Consider the following 16,741-nt stretch of genomic DNA (forward strand, 5'->3'; position numbering starts at 1 on the left):
CTCAGGCGCCGGCAGCACTAAAACGCTTGACTTAAAAATGGGGTCGCTACAGCTGATTTCAAGCCTGCTCATCGATACTCGGCGGCGGCGTGGTTGGTGCCTTGCTGACCACGACCATGGCCGGGCGCAGCAGGCGACCGTTGAGCAGATAGCCCTTCTGGAACACCTTGAGCACCGAATTAGGCTCGGCATGAATGCTCTCTTCCATGGCCATGGCCTGGTGGTGCTCCGGGTTGAACGGCGCACCGTGCGGGTCGATGGCTTCCAGGTTGTAGCGAGCCAGCGTGTCGTGGAACAACTTGAGGGTCAGCTGCATACCTTCACGTACGGCCTTGATCGATACATCGTCAGGGCTGGACAGCTCCAGGCCACGCTCCAGGCTGTCGATTACCGGCAGCAGGTCGCCGGCAAATTTTTCCAGCGCAAACTTGTGCGCCTTTTCCACATCCTGCTCTGCGCGGCGACGCACGTTTTGTAGGTCGGCAGCCATGCGCAGCGACTGATCCTGCGCAGCGGCCAGTTGCTCTTCCAGCGTTTGCACGCGAGCAGCCAGATCGTCACTCGGCGCCACAGCATCCGCTGCCTGCGCTTCGGGATTCTGCGTATCCAGGGTCTGTTCGTCAGCCATGCCTTTCTCCTCTCGAAAAAACTGGCGCGATACCGGCTCGCGCTCCTGCCGCCTATATGGAGTCAATTCCACAGCTTTCAAGGGGCGATAGACGAGGATTGCCAGGAAAAGAAAAAACACTGTATAAATAACCAGACATCAATTCGGGAGCGTTCGCCATGCTGGTGCACCTGTCCATTCACAACTACGCCATCGTCGACCACCTGGATCTCGAGCTGGATGCCGGCATGAGCGCCATCAGCGGCGAGACCGGTGCCGGCAAGTCGATCATGCTCGACGCCCTCGGCCTGTGCCTGGGTGATCGTGCTGACAGCGGTGTGGTGCGCCCAGGCAGTGACAAGGCGGACATTCTCGCCAGCTTTGACCTGGCGGACATTCCCGAAGCCCGCACCTGGCTTGCCGAGCGCGACCTGGACAGCGACGGCCCGTGCATCCTGCGCCGGGTGATCACCGCCGAGGGCCGCTCGCGCGGCTATATCAATGGCAGCCCCTGCCCGCAGGCCGATCTCAAGGCCCTTGGCGAACTGATCATCGATATCCACAGCCAGCACGAACATCAGTCGCTGCTCAAGACCGACACCCACCGTCGCCTGCTCGACGAATACGCCGGCAGCCAGGACCTCGCGCGCCAGGTGCAACTCGCCGCGCAGCGCTGGAAGCAGACGCGCAACGAACTTGAGCGCATCTCCAGCCAGAGCGACGAGCAGCGCGCCCGCCACCAGTTGCTCAGTTATCAACTGGAAGAGCTGGAAAATCTGGCGCTGGGCGACAACGAGCTGGAACAGCTGGAACAGGAGCACAAGGCGCTGAGCAATGCTGAAGCGCTGCTCGCGGCCTGTCGCCAAGTGCTCGATTTGTGTAGCGAAAGCGATGCCGGCAACGTGCTGTCGGCGCTGACCGCCAGCCTCAACCGCCTGGGCGCCTTTGGCGGTCAGGGTGGCACCTTGAGCGAAGCCAGCAACTTGCTGGCCAGCGCGCAGATCCAGGTAGAGGAAGCAGTCGGCGAGCTGAACCGCTTCCTCGATCACTTCGACGCCGACCCAGAGCGTCAGCAGTTTCTCGAAGAGCGCCTGGACACCATCTACACCCTGGCCCGCAAGCACCGTATTCAACCAGCCGAACTGGCCGCTTTGCAGCAGCAGTTGTTCGATGAGCTCGAAGGCCTGAATGCCGACGATCAGGCCAACGAACGCCTGGCCGAGGAGCTGGCGGCTTATGAGCGCCACTACCAGGAGAAAGCAGCCGAGCTCAGCACACTGCGCAGCAATGCTGCCGAGCGCCTGGCCGCAGCCGTAGAGCAGGAAATGCAGGCTCTGGGCATGCCCGGCGGGCGCTTCAATATTCAACTCCAAGCCATGAGCAGCGAAGAACCACACGCAAGCGGCCTGGAGACAGTGGAATTTCTGGTCAGCGCCAACCCTGGTCAGCCGCTACGCGGCCTGGCAAAGGTGGCATCTGGCGGTGAACTGTCACGCATCAGCCTGGCGATTCAGGTGATCACCGCACAGACCTCGCGCGTACCGACCCTGGTATTCGACGAAGTGGACGTCGGTATCGGCGGCCCAACCGCAGAAGTGGTCGGCCAGCTGTTACGCCGCCTCGGCGAACGTGGCCAGGTGCTGTGCGTCACCCACTTGCCGCAAGTCGCAGCACAGGGCCACCAGCACCTGTTCGTGCACAAACGCCGCGACGAAGACGCCACCTCTACCGCAGTGAGCAAGCTGGACGAGAGCGGCCGCGTCGAAGAGATCGCCCGCATGCTCGGTGGCGTCGACCTGACCGAGGAATCCCTGGCTCATGCGCGCAAGATGGTCACCAGCGCCCAGGCGGCGTGAGACACGCTTAGCGCGGACGCAATCCGGAAGCCCCCCAATTACAACCGGACCATGACAAAGCAAAAAGGCGACCCGCGGGTCGCCTTATTGATTGCCGCAGAAGAATCAGCTCTTCTTGCGCACGTACAGCACCAGGTTGTGGTCAACCAGCTCGAAACCGTGCTCCTTGACGATCTCTTTCTGGCGCTTCTCGATCTCGGCGTCGAAGAACTCGATCACTTCACCTGAGTCGACGCAGACCATATGGTCGTGATGGCCGCTATCAGCCAGCTCGAATACGGCATGGCCGCCATCGAAGTTGTGACGCACCACCAGGCCAGCGGCCTCGAACTGAGTCAACACGCGGTATACGGTGGCCAGGCCGACGTCTTCACCGGCCTCCATCAGCGCTTTGTAGACATCCTCCGCACTCATGTGGCGGTGCTCGGCGTTATCCAGCATTTGCAGGATTTTGACTCGTGGCAGAGTCACCTTCAGTCCAGCTTTGCGCAGTTCGTTATTTTCAACCATGGTCTGCTTTCTCATGGATGCTGCTTCGCAGCACCCTTCAATACGGGTATGATCCGGGGTTCAAGTTGCCCAAGATAGTGGAAGTCACCCTCCGATGCAAAAAACCAAGCTCTTGCTGACCAGCCTGTCGCTGACCGGGCTCTTCGCACTCGCCGGTTGTTCATTCCCCGGGGTTTACAAGATCGACATTCAACAGGGCAATGTCGTGACACAGGACATGATAGACCAGCTGCGCCCGGGAATGACCCGACGCCAAGTGCGGTTTATCATGGGTAACCCGCTGATCACCGACACCTTCCATGCCGATCGCTGGGATTATCTGTACAGCATCCAACCTGGCGGCCGTCAGCGCCTGCAGGAACGCGTCAGCCTGGTGTTCGACGGCAGCGATCAACTGGTTGGCCTGGCCGGCGACTTCATGCCCGGCGTAAGCCGTGACCAGGCGATCATGGGCGAAGGCGGCGACACCAGCAGTGCCCAGCCGCAAGCCAAACCACAGGATGAAACGCCGCCAGCGCCCGGCTCGTTGCTGGAGCAGATCCAGCGCGAGGTGGATCAGGTCGAAACCGTCCCGGTACCGACACCTGAGCCGCTGGACACCAATCCGCAGTAATACGCGAACACGAAAAAGCCCGGATCGAATCCGGGCTTTTTCACATCTGGCGCCTGGCTAGCCTACCGACGCGCCATCATCACGCCGGTTCTTCGCCCTCTTCCCTGGCCTTGGCTTTGGCCGCACGCTGTTTGCGTACTTCCTTCGGGTCGGCGATCAGCGGCCGATAGATCTCGACGCGCTCACCCTCCTCCAGCACTCGCTCTTCCGGTTTGCCTACCGCCTTGCCAAAAATGCCCAGCGGCGCCTGGCTCAGATCCAGTTCCGGAAAGAACTGCTGCATACCTGAACGCAGTGCGGCCTCGCGCACCGTGGTGCCGGCCGGTACGGACAAGCGCAGCAGCTTCTGCCGCTCGGCAAGGGCGTAGACCACTTCGATGGCAATACTGGGCTTATCCATACAACTGCTTGGCTCGCTGGCAGAAGGCATCGACCATGGTATTGGCCGCCTGATTGAACAGCGGCCCCAGCGTGGCACGCACCAGCGGCCCAGCGTAGTCGAAGGTCAGGTCCAGGCTGATCTTGCAGGCCTTGTCACCCAGCGCCTTGAACTCCCAGACGCCATGGAGACTGGTGAAAGGTCCTTCCTGCAGATTCATCTCGATACGCTGCCCTGGCTGAAGCACATTGCGCGTGACGAAGCGCTGACCGATGCTGCCCTTGGCCACTTCGAGGCTGGCCAGCATATGCGTCTCGCTGACCTCCAATACCTCACTGGCGCGGCACCAGGGCAGAAACTGCGGGTAACCGGCAACATCGTTGACGAGATCAAACAGTGCCTGCGCCGGATAAGGCAGTAACGCCGAACGCTGAATTCGAGTAGCCATTTACTTGCTCAGCTCCGCGATGAAAACGATCAGGACGCCGATTGGCGCCACGACGCGAATCAGCCAGAGGGCCAGATTGAACAGCAGCGGGCTTTTGATGGACAGCTCGTCACGCACGGCGTCACGGCTCAACACCCAACCGGCGAACATGGCGAAAGCCAGACCGCCCAGCGGCAGCAGGATACGGCTGGTGAGGTAATCGATGCTGTCGAAGAAGGTCTTGCCGCCTTCGGCGCCCCACTGCAGCAGATGGAAACCATCCTCGGCGAAAACGAAGAACTTGGCTTCAGCCCAGAGGTTGAACGACAGCACCGTACCCATCCCCACCAGCCAGCACAGCAGCGCCAGTGCGGCGGTTACCTGCGCGCGACTGCGCCCGGTTTTCTCGACGAAGTAGGCCACGGCCGGCTCCAGCATGGAAATTGAGGAGCTCCATGCTGCCACGGCCACCAGTACGAAGAAGATCAACCCCATCACCTGACCAAAGGCGATATTGCCGAAGGCAATCGGCAGCGTGACGAACATCAGCCCCGGGCCACCACCCGGCTCCAGACCGGCGGCAAAGACGATGGGGAACAGGGCCAGGCCCGCCGTCAACGCCACCAGGGTATCGAGCACACCAACGGTCAGTACCGTGGCGCCGATCGAAGCCTTCTTCGGCATATAGGCGCCGTAGACCATGATCGAGCCGACACCCACGCTCAGGGTAAAGAACGCATGGCCCATGGCGGCGAGGATGCCGTCCTGCACCTTGCTCGGATCGAAATGAAAGAGGAAATCGAAACCTTCGCGGAAATGTCCGGTGGTGAAGCTGTAACCCAGCAGCACCAGCAGCAGCACGAACAGCAGCGGCATCATTATGCGCAGGCTGCGCTCCAGGCCTGCCACCACGCCCTTGGCGATGACGAAGCCGGTCCCCAGCATGAACAGGCTGTGCCACAAGGTCAGGCGCCACGGGTCGGAAGTCAGACCGCCGAACGCCGCTCCTGCGCCATCGGCGCTGATACCGGTGAAGTCGCCACGGCCCATACCGATGATGTAATCCAGCGACCAACCAGCCACCACACTGTAGAAGGACAGAATCAGTAGCGCGGCGACCATCCCCATCAGCGCAGCCAGCGACCAGTGCTTGGAGGCTCCAGCTTCGATCGCCAGACTCTTCATCGCATTGACCGGGCTCTGCCGGCCGCGGCGGCCGATCATGGTTTCTGCCAGCATGATCGGCACACCCACCAGGGCAATGCAGAACAGGTACATGACGACGAACGCACCGCCGCCATAGACCCCTGTCATATAGGGGAATTTCCAGATATTGCCGAGACCGACTGCCGAGCCGGTCGCCGCCAGAATGAATACCCAGCGACTGGCCCAGGCACCGTGAATCGAAACTTTGTCGCTCGCCATTACGGCCAAGACCCCATACTGCGGGAAAAAAGATCGCACATTGTCGGAGATTAGCGGCATGGGCTCAAGTTTGGCTCGGTAACGCCCCATAGCGCAGGCGCGGACGACTCCCTATAATGCGCGCCCTATGGCTAAGCAAAAGAAACATCCTCAAGGCACCATCGCGCTGAACAAAAAGGCGCTGCATGACTACTTCATCGAACACAAGTTCGAGGCCGGCCTGGTGCTGTCCGGCTGGGAAGTGAAGAGCCTGCGTGCCGGCAAGGCACAGCTGGTCGACAGCTACGTGCTGCTCAAGGACGATGAAGCCTGGCTGATGGGTTGCCACATCGCACCCCTGAAAACCGCCAGTACGCACGTCATCGCCGACCCGACCCGCACTCGCAAACTGCTGCTGAACAAGCGCGAGCTGGAAAAGCTGTTTGGCTCAGTACAGCAGAAGGGCTACACCGCCGTGGCACTGTCGCTGTACTGGAAGCAGCATCTGGTCAAATGCGAAATTGCCCTGGCCAAGGGCAAGAAAGACTTCGACAAGCGCCACACCGAGAAGGAACGTGACGCTGACCGCGAAGTTCAGCGCGCGATGCGCAGCAAGGGCAAGGAAGACTGAACATCTCACTTCGTAGCCCGGGTGATGATCGATCGCCTGGGCTCGTTGTTTCTTACAGGCCTAGCCGGCGCTGCGCACGCGCCACACGCTGGGCTTCCAGCTGCACTTCCGAGAGCACCTCCTGCACATAGTCGATGTGCTGGTTGGAAACCTCGCGAGCATCCTCCGCACGACCTTCGATGATCGCCTGGTACAACTCGCGGTGCTGCCCGATCAACATGTCGCGGGTCTCCTCACGCTGGGCATACATGCCGCCGATGTTGGTCACCACGTTGCGCTTGAGCAAGTCGAACAGACCACGGATGGTGTGCAGCAGCACCGCGTTATGACTGGCCTCGGCAATCGCCAGGTGAAAGCGCGCATCGGCCGCCCCCTCCTCGGCACGAGTCACCTTGCCGACTCGCGCGTAGCAATCCTGCAAGGCTTCGAACGCTTCGGTGAGGCGCTGCCGGTCTATATCGGTGGCGCGCCTGGCCGCGTAGTAGGCGCAGGAGCCTTCCAGCGTATGGCGGAATTCCAGCAGGTCACGCTGAGCATCTTTCTTGTGCTCCAGCAGCTGCAGTAGCGGGTCGCTGAAGGTCGAGCCAAGCGATTCAGCGACATAGTTACCGCCACCCTGGCGACTGATCAGCAGCCCCTTGGCCACCAGTTTCTGGATCGCTTCACGCAGGGACGGACGAGACACGCCGAACTGCTCGGCCAGCGCACGTTCTGCGGGCAGCCTCTCACCGGCACGCAAGGTACCTTCGAGAATCATGGTTTCCAGTTGCGCGACGATGTCATCGGAGAGACGACGCTGCCGCACCTGACCTACTTCCATCACCCACATCTCCATTGGTTTGACCAGGCCGAAAGCCTCAGGAGGCAAGCCTATAGCGCGCCCTTTCGCTGAACAAGCAGGCACTCTACGACCAAAGTCTTAGCCACTCGATTTGACAGTCAATTGAGCAACTTTTAACCTGACCTCGCTTAACTGTAAATTGGTATTACCAATTTAACCAACAAGAACAACAAACCATCGAGGTCACGCCATGACAGCCCTACGCGCTGCAAGCCTGCTCGATCACGCCTCATCCCTGCCGCGCCCGCTGCGCGCTCGTGTGGAGTAAGACCCAATGTCCAACGGAATTCTCGCCCTGCTGGCGTTCTCGCCGATTCTGCTTGCCGCCGTTCTGCTGATCGGCCTGCGCTGGCCGGCCAAACACGCCATGCCTCTGGTCTACCTAGTGACTGCCGCCGTCGGTCTGTTCGCCTGGGACATGACCCTCAATCGTGTCCTGGCCTCCACCCTGCAAGGCTTGTTGATCACTCTCGGCCTGCTGTGGATCATTTTCGGCGCCATCCTGCTGCTGAACACCCTCAAGCACTCTGGTGGTATCACCGCCATCCGTGCCGGCTTCACCACCATCAGTCCTGACCGCCGCATCCAGGCCATCATCATCGCCTGGTTGTTCGGCTGCTTCATCGAGGGCGCCTCGGGCTTCGGTACGCCGGCCGCCATCGCGGCCCCGCTGCTGGTTGCCATCGGTTTTCCGGCCATGGCCGCCGTGTTGATGGGCATGCTGGTACAAAGCACGCCGGTCTCCTTCGGCGCCGTCGGTACGCCGATCATCGTCGGCCTCAATACCGGTCTGGACACTGCCACCATCGGTGCGCAGCTGGTCGAGCAGGGTTCGTCCTGGGCGCAGTTCCTGCAGTTGATCACCAGTGAAGTGGCAATCATCCATGCCACCGTAGGCGTGGTCATGCCGGTCATCATGGCAATGATGCTGACCCGCTTCTTCGGTCAGGAGAAAAGCTGGAAAGCCGGTCTGGAAGTGCTGCCGTTCGCGATTTTCGCCGGACTGGCCTTCGTCGTGCCGTACGTCTTCACCGGCGTCTTTCTCGGCCCGGAATTCCCATCGCTGCTGGGCGGCCTGATCGGCCTGGCCATCGTCACCAGCGCCGCCCGCTTCGGCTTCCTGGTGCCGAAAAAGACCTGGGACTTCGCCCCGGCGGACAAATGGCCGAGCGAATGGCTGGGCACCGTCGAGATGAAGCTGGACGAACTGACCGCCAAACCGATGAGCGCACTGCGCGCCTGGCTGCCCTATGTGCTGGTCGGCGCCCTGCTGGTGATCAGCCGAGTGTTCCCGGAAGTAGGCAACGCGCTGAAGGCCGTGGTGGTGAACTTCCCCGACCTGCTCGGCGAAGCCGGCGTCAGCGCCAACTTCCAACCCTTGTACCTACCGGGCGGCATTCTGGTCGCGGTGGTTATGGCCACGTTCTTCCTGCATGGCATGAAGGCGCGTGACCTGGGCAAGGCGGTGAAAGAGTCATCCAGCGTATTGCTCAGCGCCGGTTTCGTGCTGCTGTTCACCGTGCCGATGGTGCGCATCCTGATCAACTCCGGCGTGAATGGTGCAGAACTGGCCAGCATGCCGATCCTCATGGCGCGCTGGGTGGCCGACAGCGTTGGCGGCATCTATCCGCTACTGGCCCCGAGCATCGGTGCCCTGGGCGCCTTCATCGCTGGCTCCAACACCGTCAGCAACATGATGTTCAGTCAGTTCCAATTCGGCGTGGCCAGCAGCCTGGGTATTTCCAGCGCGCTGATCGTCGCGGTCCAGGCCGTGGGTGCCGCCGCCGGCAACATGGTGGCGATCCATAACGTGGTTGCAGCCTCGGCTACCGTTGGCCTGCTCGGCCGCGAAGGCAGTACCCTGCGCAAGACCATCTGGCCGACGCTGTACTACCTGCTGTTTACCGGCATCATCGCGATGGTCGCGATCTACGTACTGGGTGTGACTGACCCGCTGGTGCACTGAACCTCGTCACACGAAAGCGCCCCGACCCTGTCGGGGCATTTTCCGTCAGGCTACGCTTTCTCTTTTTAGTAACAGGATGAGCCCATGATCATTTCTGCCTCCACCGACTACCGCGCCGCGGCCCAGCGCAAGCTGCCGCCCTTCCTGTTCCATTACATCGACGGCGGCGCCTACGCCGAGCACACCCTGCGCCGTAACGTTGCCGACCTGTCGGACATCGCACTGCGCCAGCGGGTGCTGAAGAACATGTCCGACCTGAGCCTGTCCACCGAGCTGTTCGGCGAACAGCTGTCCATGCCTGTTGCCCTGGCTCCGGTCGGCCTGACCGGCATGTATGCCCGGCGCGGTGAAGTGCAGGCGGCCAAGGCCGCAGCAGCCAAAGGTATTCCCTTTACGCTGTCCACCGTTTCGGTGTGCCCGATCGAGGAAGTCGCGCCAGCCATCGACCGGCCCATGTGGTTCCAGCTCTACGTGCTGAAGGATCGCGGCTTCATGAAGAATGCCCTGGAGCGCGCCAAGGCGGCCGGTTGCTCGACCCTGGTGTTCACCGTCGATATGCCCGTACCCGGTGCGCGCTATCGCGATGCCCACTCCGGCATGAGCGGCCCGAACGCTCCGTTTCGACGCATGTTGCAGGCCATGACCCATCCGCAGTGGGCCTGGGATGTCGGCCTGCTGGGTAAGCCGCACGACCTGGGCAACATCTCAGCTTATCGCGGCAACCCCACCGGTCTGGCCGACTACATCGGCTGGCTGGGCGCCAACTTCGACCCGTCGATTTCCTGGAAGGATCTGGAATGGATTCGCGACTTCTGGGACGGCCCGATGGTGATCAAAGGCATCCTCGACCCTGAAGATGCCCGCGACGCGGTGACCTTCGGCGCCGACGGCATCATCGTTTCCAACCACGGCGGACGTCAGCTCGACGGCGTGCTGTCCAGCGCCCGGGCGCTGCCGGCCATCGCCGACGCGGTCAAGGGCGAGCTGAAAATCCTCGCCGACTCTGGCATCCGTACCGGTCTCGATGTGGTACGCATGCTGGCCCTGGGTGCCGACACCGTGCTGCTCGGTCGCGCCTTCATCTACGCCCTGGCAGCAGCCGGTGGCGCCGGTGTGAGCAACCTTCTCGATCTGATCGAGAAGGAAATGCGCGTGGCCATGGTGCTGACCGGCGCCAAGTCCATCGCCGAAATCACTCCGGATCTACTGGTAAAGGAGCGTTGAGCCAATGACTGCTGCCGCCTCCATCACCCGTGACGCCCTGCTGGCGCAGATGCGCCAGATCGTCGGCAGCAGCCACGTGCTGACCGACGAACAAGCAACACGGCGTTTCCGCAAGGGCCACCGTACGGGTGAAGGCAACGTGCTGGCGGTGGTGCGCCCAGGCTCCTTGCTGGAGCAGTGGCGCATCCTGCAGGCGGCAGTAGCGGCCGACCGCATTGTCATCATGCAGGCGGCCAACACCGGCCTGACCGGCGGCTCGACTCCCGATGGCGATGACTACGACCGCGAGATCGTGTTGATCAACACCCTGCGCATCACCGGTGTACAACTGATCAACGATGGTCAGCAGGTGGTGTGCCTACCGGGCGCGACCCTGGATCGCCTGGAACAGGCCTTGGCGCCACTGAATCGCGAACCGCATTCGGTGATCGGCTCGTCCTGCATCGGCGCCTCGGTACTCGGCGGTATCTGCAACAACTCCGGTGGCGCCTTGGTGCGTCGCGGCCCGGCCTACACCGAGCTGGCGCTATACGCTCAGGTAAAGGATGACGGCTCGTTGGAGCTGGTCAACCATCTTGGCATCGAACTGGGCGACGATCCGGAGGAAATTCTCACCCGCCTGCAGAACGGCGACTACACACCGCAGCAGGTACGCAACGAGGACACCGCCAAGGCCTCCGATGCGCGCTACGGCGAACATGTGCGCGACATCGACGCCGACACCCCCGCGCGCTTCAACGCCGACCCGTCGCGCCTGTTCGAAGCCTCCGGTTCGGCTGGCAAGCTGTGCCTGTTCGCCGTGCGCCTGGACACCTTCCCGAAAGAGCCGAGCACGGTGTTCTACATCGGCAGCAACGACCCGCACGATCTCACCGAAGTGCGCCGCCACCTGCTGGCCAAGCTGCCACGCCTGCCGATTGCCGGGGAATACATCCATCGCACGGCATTCGACATCGGCGAGAAGTACGGCAAGGACACCTTCCTGGTGATCGACAAATTCGGCACGTCCAAGGTGCCGGCCGCCTTCGCCATGAAGAGCCGCGTGGACGGTTTCTTCGAGCGCTTCGGCCTGCGTGGCGTGACCGACAAGGTGATCCAGGCCCTGATGAACCTGCTGCCCAGCCACCTACCGCAACGCATGCGCGAGTACCGTGACCGTTTCGAGCATCACCTGCTGGTGCGCGTTTCCAACGACACGCTGGAACAGACCCGCAGCTTCCTGACCGAGTATTTCACTGGCAGTGACAGCGGTGCCTATTTCGAGTGCGATGCCGATGAGGGGCGCAAAGCCTTCCTGCATCGCTTCGCCGTGGCCGGCGCGGCGATCCGCTACCGCGAGTCGTACCGCAGCAGTGTCGAGGACATCCTCGCCCTGGACATCGCTCTGCGCCGTAACGACCGTGAATGGGTCGAGACGCTGCCGCAGGAGATGGAAGAGCAGATCATCCACAAGCTCTACTACGGGCACTTCTTCTGCCATGTGTTCCACCAGGACTACATCGTCAAGAAAGGCGTCGACCCGATCGAGATGGAACACCGTATGTGGAAGCTGCTGGACGAACGCCGCGCCGAGTACCCGGCCGAGCACAACGTTGGCCATCTGTACGTGGCCAAGCCGGCGCTGGCCGGGTTCTACCGCGAGCTCGACCCGACCAACACCTTCAACCCCGGCATCGGCCATACCTCGAAGAAGAAGCATTGGGGCAATTGCTGCTAAGACTCTGAACCTTTATGCAGGAGCGGCTTCAGACTCGAACGAGGAAAATCGCGGCTGAAGCCGCTCCTACGGATTAGCGTAGGGCGGCCTCACGAGCGTAGCGAGTAGCCCGCCGGGCCATGCCAGGCCTGGCAGCACAACGACCGGCGTACTGCTTCGCGACGACTGCATGGATGCAGGAGGTAGAGCGACGCAGGAAGCCAAAGCCGAGTACGCCCTACGAGTTCTCCCCTTTTCCCTACGACTACAAAAGCAAAGGCCCGCCGATTTGGCGGGCCTTTGTTTTAACGCGACACTCGATCAGGCGAATACGATCTCTTCGCCATCGACCTTGGCATGCACTACCGCCCCCGGGGCGAAATCGCCAGAGAGTATCTGCTGCGCCAGCGGGTTCTCGATCCAGCGCTGGATCGCACGCTTGAGCGGACGTGCGCCATACACCGGGTCGTAACCGACGGCGATCAGCTTGTCGAGCGCCTCCGGCGTCAGCTCCAGAGTCAGCTCACGCTCAGCCAGACGGCCACGCAGACGCTGCAACTGGATCTCGGCGATGCCGGCGATCTGCTCACGGCCCAGCGGCTCGAATACCACCACTTCGTCGATACGGTTGATGAACTCGGGACGGAAGTGGCTGCTCACCGCATCCATCACCGCCGCGCGCTGCGCTTCCTTGTCGCCGACCAACTCCTGAATCTGCGCCGAGCCGAGGTTGGAGGTCATCACGATCACGGTGTTCTTGAAGTCCACGGTGCGGCCATGGCTGTCGGTCAGGCGACCGTCCTCCAGCACCTGCAGCAACACGTTGAACACATCCGGGTGCGCTTTCTCGACTTCGTCCATCAGCACCACCGAATAGGGTTTGCGGCGCACGGCCTCGGTCAGATAACCGCCCTCTTCGTAACCCACGTAGCCGGGCGGTGCACCAATCAAGCGGGCAACGCTGTGCTTCTCCATGAACTCGGACATATCGATGCGCACCAGCGCCTCCTCGGTGTCGAAGAGGAACTCGGCCAGCGCCTTGCACAACTCGGTCTTGCCCACCCCGGTCGGGCCGAGGAAGAGGAACGAACCACTCGGACGGTTCGGGTCAGCCAGACCGGCACGCGAACGGCGCACTGCGTTGGAAACAGCGACCACCGCCTCGTTCTGGCCGATCACCCGCTGGTGCAGCAGGCCTTCCATCTTCAGCAGTTTCTCGCGCTCGCCTTCGAGCATCTTGCTCACCGGAATGCCCGTCCACTTGGACACCACCTCGGCGATTTCCTCGTCAGTGACCTTGTTGCGCAGCAGCTGGTTCTCGCTCTTGCCGTGCGCATCGACCATCTGCAGGCTGCGCTCCAGATCCGGAATGATGCCGTACTGCAGTTCGGCCATGCGGTTGAGATCGCCCTTGCGCCGCGCAGCCTCAAGCTCGGTCTTGGCCTGCTCGATCTTCTGCTGGATCTGCGCCGAACCCTGCACCTCGGCCTTTTCCGACTTCCAGATTTCTTCCAGGTCGGCGTATTCCTTCTCCAGCTTGGCGATGTCTTCTTCCAGCTTGACCAGGCGCTTCTTGGTCGCCTCGTCGTCTTCCTTCTTCAGCGCCTCGCGCTCGATTTTCAGCTGGATCAGACGACGATCCAGGCGATCGAGCTCCTCCGGCTTGGAATCGATCTCCATGCGGATGCGACTGGCCGCCTCGTCGATCAGGTCGATGGCCTTGTCCGGCAACTGGCGGTCGGTGATGTAGCGATGGCTGAGCTTGGCCGCGGCGATGATCGCACCGTCGGTGATGGTCACACCGTGGTGCACCTCGTAGCGCTCTTTCAGGCCACGCAGGATGGCGATGGTGTCTTCCTCGCTCGGCTCGTCCACCAGTACTTTCTGGAAGCGGCGCTCCAGCGCGGCGTCCTTCTCGATGAACTGGCGGTACTCATCCAGGGTAGTCGCGCCCACACAGTGCAGCTCCCCACGAGCCAGGGCCGGCTTGAGCATGTTGCCAGCGTCCATGGCGCCCTCGGCCTTACCGGCGCCGACCATGGTGTGCAGCTCGTCGATGAACAGGATGATGCGCCCTTCCTGCTTACCCAGTTCGTTGAGCACCGCCTTCAGACGCTCTTCGAACTCGCCGCGGAACTTGGCACCGGCGATCAGTGCCCCCATGTCCAGCGACAGCAGGCGCTTGTCCTTCAGGCCATCCGGCACTTCGCCGTTGATGATGCGCTGGGCCAGGCCTTCGGCGATGGCGGTCTTGCCGACGCCAGGCTCGCCGATCAGCACCGGGTTGTTCTTGGTCCGGCGCTGCAACACCTGGATGGTGCGGCGAATCTCGTCGTCACGGCCGATCACCGGGTCGAGCTTGCCTTCTTCGGCGCGCTTGGTCAGGTCGACGGTGTACTTGTCCAGCGCCTGCCGCGACTCCTCGACATTAGGGTCGTTGACGGCCTGACCGCCGCGCAGGTTGGCGATGGCATTCTCCAGGGCTTTCTTCGATACACCCTGACCGAGCAGCAGCTTGCCTAGCTTGCTGCTCTCGTCCATGGCGGCGAGCAACACCAGCTCGCTGGAAATGAACTGGTCGCCCTTCTGCTGTGCCAGGCGGTCGGCCTGGTTGAGCAGACGTGCCAAGTCCTGCGACAGGTTGATGTCGCCCGTGGGGTTCTGCAGCTTGCCAAGTTGATCCAGTTCACGGGTCAGCCCCTGACGCAGGCTATTGATGTCGAAACCGACCTGCATCAGCAGCGGCTTGATCGAACCGCCCTGTTGCTCGAGCAGCGCCTGCATCAAGTGCAGCGGCTCGATGGCGGCATGATCCATGCCCACCGCCAGGGATTGAGCATCGGAGAGTGCAAGTTGCAGCTTGCTGGTCAAACGATCGATACGCATAAATGTCCTTCCTCCAGGATGGCGAGCCGGGACAACTTCCCCGAAAAAAGAAACTCGCTCAGATGCAGACAAGATAAGGACGATTACGCCGTATTCAAGACAAGGCGATTTGATCCAAGTCAAACCTGGTTACCGCCAGGTGACGTGCTGTTCCAGCGGAAAGCGCAGGCGCGGGTTGTACACACCCTTCTCGCCCTGACGCCCAACGGCCAGCAGCATGATGGGGATGGCCTGGCGCGGGATATCCAGCACACGACGCAAACGCGGCTCGTCGAAGCCCTCCATCGGACAGGTGGCATAGCCGTGACTCTGGAAAGCGAGCATCAGATTTTCTGCCGCCAGCGCCGTCGACTTCACCGCCCACAGGCGCATATCGGCCTTGCTGTTGGGCTTGCGCATCAGCGGCTTGCGTAACCCCATCAGCCGCACCAGTTGGCGCTTGAACAGGCCCAGCAGCCCCAACGGCCCCTGGTTGTACTGGAACGGCGCGGTCTTGCTGTAGAAGCTGCGGATACGCGCCGGCACCTCGGCCTCCGGCCAGTAATCGATGACGTTACGGCAGGCCTGACGCCAGGTGTCCGGGCGCGCCAGCACGGCAATAATCAAGGGCGCACGCGCAGCGTTCTGGCTCATGCAGACCGGGTGCAGCTGCGCCAGCAGCGCCGGGTCGCGAATCACCTGGAAGCTCCAGGGCTGCAGGTTGCAGGAGCTAGGCGCCAGCACGGCCAGTTCCAGGCAATCGCGGATCACCGCGTCCGGCACCAGCTCAGGGGTGAAACGGCGCACTGAACGGCGACTTTCGATCAGTGCACGCAGCTCGCCTGGTGAGGCCATGGCAGGCGGTTGCTCGTGGGGAAAGCTGGTCATGGGCGTACTCCTCGGCAGGTCGGCCGATTAAGCAAGCGGATGACGATGAGAACAAGGGGGCAAGGGGAAATGGCCGGGAATTTGGCCGATTAGCCTCACCTGCGCCCAGAATAGCGAGCGCAGGCGTTGCTACTTCAGAGGCCCAGGGCTTTTTCGATGGCCTGGATCAAGGCCGGATCGTCCGGCGTGGTACGCGGAGAGAAACGCGCCAGCACACGACCGTCCTGGCCGACCAGAAATTTCTCGAAGTTCCAGGTGATATCACCGGGAAACTCGGCTCCCTCACCGGCCAGCAGGCGATAGAGCGGGTGACGAGCAGGGCCGTTGACCTCCAGTTTGCTGCCCAGCGGAAAGCTCACGCCGTAGTTGAGGCTGCAGAACGAACGGATCTCGTCCTCGCTGCCAGGCTCCTGGCCGGCGAACTGGTTGCACGGCACACCAAGCACGGTGAAACCATTGCCCTTGTACTGTTGATAGAGTTTTTCCAGCCCGGCGTATTGAGGGGTCAGGCCGCACTTGGAGGCGACGTTGACCACTAGCACTACTTGGCCCTTGTAGGGCGCCAACGGCAGTTCCTGACCGTCCAACGCACGCAGATTGAGATCGTGAAAAGCACTCATGACGAACTTCCTCAGCGAATTCAGTGCAACGGGCGCACGGCCCGGTAAATCCTCGAAGCGGCTGCAAGCGCACAGACCGCCATGCATGAAAAAGGCGCCCTGAGGCTAATGCCAGTCAGTTAAGCTGACTGGCATTTTTATTTCTGGTCGGATACTTGGACGGCTTGGGTTTGACCGCTCGCGGATAACTGCGATCCTCACGGCGATGAGGTAG

15 protein-coding genes are annotated in these 16,741 nt (G+C 61.8%); 6 read left to right on the top strand and 9 right to left on the bottom strand.

Annotation, left to right across the window (positions count from 1 at the left end; translation table 11 throughout):
- Positions 1-58: 58 nt before the first annotated feature.
- Complete coding sequence (grpE, locus tag ACNFCJ_RS14385) at positions 59-628, bottom strand: nucleotide exchange factor GrpE (protein ID WP_256832978.1); 570 nt, start codon at positions 626-628, stop codon at positions 59-61.
- 158 nt (positions 629-786) lie between these two features.
- On the opposite strand from grpE, the gene recN reads away from it, so the two are divergent.
- Positions 787-2,463, top strand: a complete 1,677-nt coding sequence (recN, locus tag ACNFCJ_RS14390; RefSeq protein WP_416772000.1) for a DNA repair protein RecN — start codon at positions 787-789, stop codon at positions 2,461-2,463.
- 105 nt (positions 2,464-2,568) lie between these two features.
- Here recN and fur read toward each other — a convergent pair whose 3' ends face one another.
- Positions 2,569-2,973 (bottom strand): ferric iron uptake transcriptional regulator, encoded by a 405-nt coding sequence (gene fur, locus ACNFCJ_RS14395; RefSeq protein ID WP_003240531.1) that lies wholly within the window; start codon positions 2,971-2,973, stop codon positions 2,569-2,571.
- Positions 2,974-3,067: 94 nt separating this feature from the next.
- Here fur and ACNFCJ_RS14400 point away from each other — a divergent pair, with 94 nt between their 5' ends.
- Positions 3,068-3,586 carry an outer membrane protein assembly factor BamE gene (locus tag ACNFCJ_RS14400; protein ID WP_099526113.1) on the top strand — a complete coding sequence of 173 codons (519 nt, stop codon included), beginning with the start codon at positions 3,068-3,070 and terminating at the stop codon, positions 3,584-3,586.
- A gap of 79 nt (positions 3,587-3,665) precedes the next feature.
- Here ACNFCJ_RS14400 and ACNFCJ_RS14405 read toward each other — a convergent pair whose 3' ends face one another.
- The 3 genes from ACNFCJ_RS14405 to ACNFCJ_RS14415 are packed head-to-tail and all read right to left on the bottom strand — an operon-like array spanning position 3,666 to position 5,817.
- On the bottom strand, positions 3,666-3,986 hold the full coding sequence (locus tag ACNFCJ_RS14405; RefSeq protein WP_106735375.1) for an RnfH family protein: 321 nt from the start codon (positions 3,984-3,986) through the stop codon (positions 3,666-3,668).
- Positions 3,979-4,413, bottom strand: a complete 435-nt coding sequence (locus ACNFCJ_RS14410) for a type II toxin-antitoxin system RatA family toxin (protein ID WP_055987035.1) — start codon at positions 4,411-4,413, stop codon at positions 3,979-3,981. Before ACNFCJ_RS14410 ends, ACNFCJ_RS14405 begins: the two co-directional genes overlap by 8 nt.
- A complete protein-coding gene (locus tag ACNFCJ_RS14415; RefSeq protein ID WP_416772001.1) occupies positions 4,414-5,817 on the bottom strand; it encodes a sodium-dependent transporter in 1,404 nt (467 codons plus the stop codon).
- A gap of 127 nt (positions 5,818-5,944) precedes the next feature.
- On the opposite strand from ACNFCJ_RS14415, the gene smpB reads away from it, so the two are divergent.
- Positions 5,945-6,427, top strand: coding sequence for an SsrA-binding protein SmpB (gene smpB / locus ACNFCJ_RS14420; RefSeq protein WP_099526116.1), 483 nt, complete (start codon positions 5,945-5,947; stop codon positions 6,425-6,427).
- Positions 6,428-6,479: 52 nt separating this feature from the next.
- Here smpB and ACNFCJ_RS14425 read toward each other — a convergent pair whose 3' ends face one another.
- Positions 6,480-7,247, bottom strand: a complete 768-nt coding sequence (locus ACNFCJ_RS14425) for an FCD domain-containing protein (RefSeq protein ID WP_416772004.1) — start codon at positions 7,245-7,247, stop codon at positions 6,480-6,482.
- A 295-nt stretch (positions 7,248-7,542) separates the two neighbouring features.
- Between ACNFCJ_RS14425 and ACNFCJ_RS14430 the strand changes: the two genes are divergently transcribed.
- The 3 genes from ACNFCJ_RS14430 (at position 7,543) to dld (ending at position 12,175) form a co-directional block, all read left to right on the top strand.
- Positions 7,543-9,234, top strand: coding sequence for an L-lactate permease (locus ACNFCJ_RS14430; protein WP_179574425.1), 1,692 nt, complete (start codon positions 7,543-7,545; stop codon positions 9,232-9,234).
- Between the two features lie 84 nt (positions 9,235-9,318).
- Complete coding sequence (lldD, locus tag ACNFCJ_RS14435) at positions 9,319-10,458, top strand: FMN-dependent L-lactate dehydrogenase LldD (RefSeq protein ID WP_004424458.1); 1,140 nt, start codon at positions 9,319-9,321, stop codon at positions 10,456-10,458.
- Positions 10,459-10,462: 4 nt separating this feature from the next.
- Positions 10,463-12,175, top strand: coding sequence for a D-lactate dehydrogenase (gene dld, locus ACNFCJ_RS14440; RefSeq protein ID WP_416772005.1), 1,713 nt, complete (start codon positions 10,463-10,465; stop codon positions 12,173-12,175).
- Between the two features lie 300 nt (positions 12,176-12,475).
- Here the strand turns inward: dld and clpB are convergent, their stop codons facing one another.
- The 3 genes from clpB to ACNFCJ_RS14455 all read right to left on the bottom strand — a co-directional run bounded on the left by clpB (position 12,476) and on the right by ACNFCJ_RS14455 (position 16,527).
- Positions 12,476-15,040: an ATP-dependent chaperone ClpB gene (clpB, locus tag ACNFCJ_RS14445; RefSeq protein ID WP_416772006.1), complete on the bottom strand. Its 2,565-nt coding sequence runs from the start codon at positions 15,038-15,040 to the stop codon at positions 12,476-12,478.
- 129 nt (positions 15,041-15,169) lie between these two features.
- The gene (locus ACNFCJ_RS14450) at positions 15,170-15,907 is read right to left on the bottom strand and encodes a nitroreductase family protein (RefSeq protein WP_416772008.1); all 738 of its coding nucleotides are present in this window, start codon (positions 15,905-15,907) and stop codon (positions 15,170-15,172) included.
- A 134-nt stretch (positions 15,908-16,041) separates the two neighbouring features.
- Complete coding sequence (locus ACNFCJ_RS14455) at positions 16,042-16,527, bottom strand: glutathione peroxidase (protein WP_106735368.1); 486 nt, start codon at positions 16,525-16,527, stop codon at positions 16,042-16,044.
- Positions 16,528-16,741: the final 214 nt, after the last annotated feature.

The organism is Pseudomonas sp. NY15364 (assembly GCF_048068235.1).
Classification (GTDB): Bacteria; Pseudomonadota; Gammaproteobacteria; order Pseudomonadales; family Pseudomonadaceae; genus Aquipseudomonas; species Aquipseudomonas mendocina_D.

What these genes read in the sequence shown, in the direction of transcription:
- smpB (WP_099526116.1), top strand. Translation starts at nt 5,945, where the DNA reads ATGGCTAAGCAAAAGAAACATCCTCAAGGCACCATCGCGCTGAACAAA.
- clpB (WP_416772006.1), bottom strand. Translation starts at nt 15,040, where the DNA reads ATGCGTATCGATCGTTTGACCAGCAAGCTGCAACTTGCACTCTCCGAT.
- ACNFCJ_RS14405 (WP_106735375.1), bottom strand. Translation starts at nt 3,986, where the DNA reads ATGGATAAGCCCAGTATTGCCATCGAAGTGGTCTACGCCCTTGCCGAG.
- recN (WP_416772000.1), top strand. Translation starts at nt 787, where the DNA reads ATGCTGGTGCACCTGTCCATTCACAACTACGCCATCGTCGACCACCTG.
- fur (WP_003240531.1), bottom strand. Translation starts at nt 2,973, where the DNA reads ATGGTTGAAAATAACGAACTGCGCAAAGCTGGACTGAAGGTGACTCTG.
- ACNFCJ_RS14415 (WP_416772001.1), bottom strand. Translation starts at nt 5,817, where the DNA reads ATGGCGAGCGACAAAGTTTCGATTCACGGTGCCTGGGCCAGTCGCTGG.
- ACNFCJ_RS14425 (WP_416772004.1), bottom strand. Translation starts at nt 7,247, where the DNA reads ATGGAAGTAGGTCAGGTGCGGCAGCGTCGTCTCTCCGATGACATCGTC.
- ACNFCJ_RS14410 (WP_055987035.1), bottom strand. Translation starts at nt 4,413, where the DNA reads ATGGCTACTCGAATTCAGCGTTCGGCGTTACTGCCTTATCCGGCGCAG.
- ACNFCJ_RS14430 (WP_179574425.1), top strand. Translation starts at nt 7,543, where the DNA reads ATGTCCAACGGAATTCTCGCCCTGCTGGCGTTCTCGCCGATTCTGCTT.
- ACNFCJ_RS14450 (WP_416772008.1), bottom strand. Translation starts at nt 15,907, where the DNA reads ATGACCAGCTTTCCCCACGAGCAACCGCCTGCCATGGCCTCACCAGGC.
- dld (WP_416772005.1), top strand. Translation starts at nt 10,463, where the DNA reads ATGACTGCTGCCGCCTCCATCACCCGTGACGCCCTGCTGGCGCAGATG.
- grpE (WP_256832978.1), bottom strand. Translation starts at nt 628, where the DNA reads ATGGCTGACGAACAGACCCTGGATACGCAGAATCCCGAAGCGCAGGCA.
- ACNFCJ_RS14455 (WP_106735368.1), bottom strand. Translation starts at nt 16,527, where the DNA reads ATGAGTGCTTTTCACGATCTCAATCTGCGTGCGTTGGACGGTCAGGAA.
- lldD (WP_004424458.1), top strand. Translation starts at nt 9,319, where the DNA reads ATGATCATTTCTGCCTCCACCGACTACCGCGCCGCGGCCCAGCGCAAG.
- ACNFCJ_RS14400 (WP_099526113.1), top strand. Translation starts at nt 3,068, where the DNA reads ATGCAAAAAACCAAGCTCTTGCTGACCAGCCTGTCGCTGACCGGGCTC.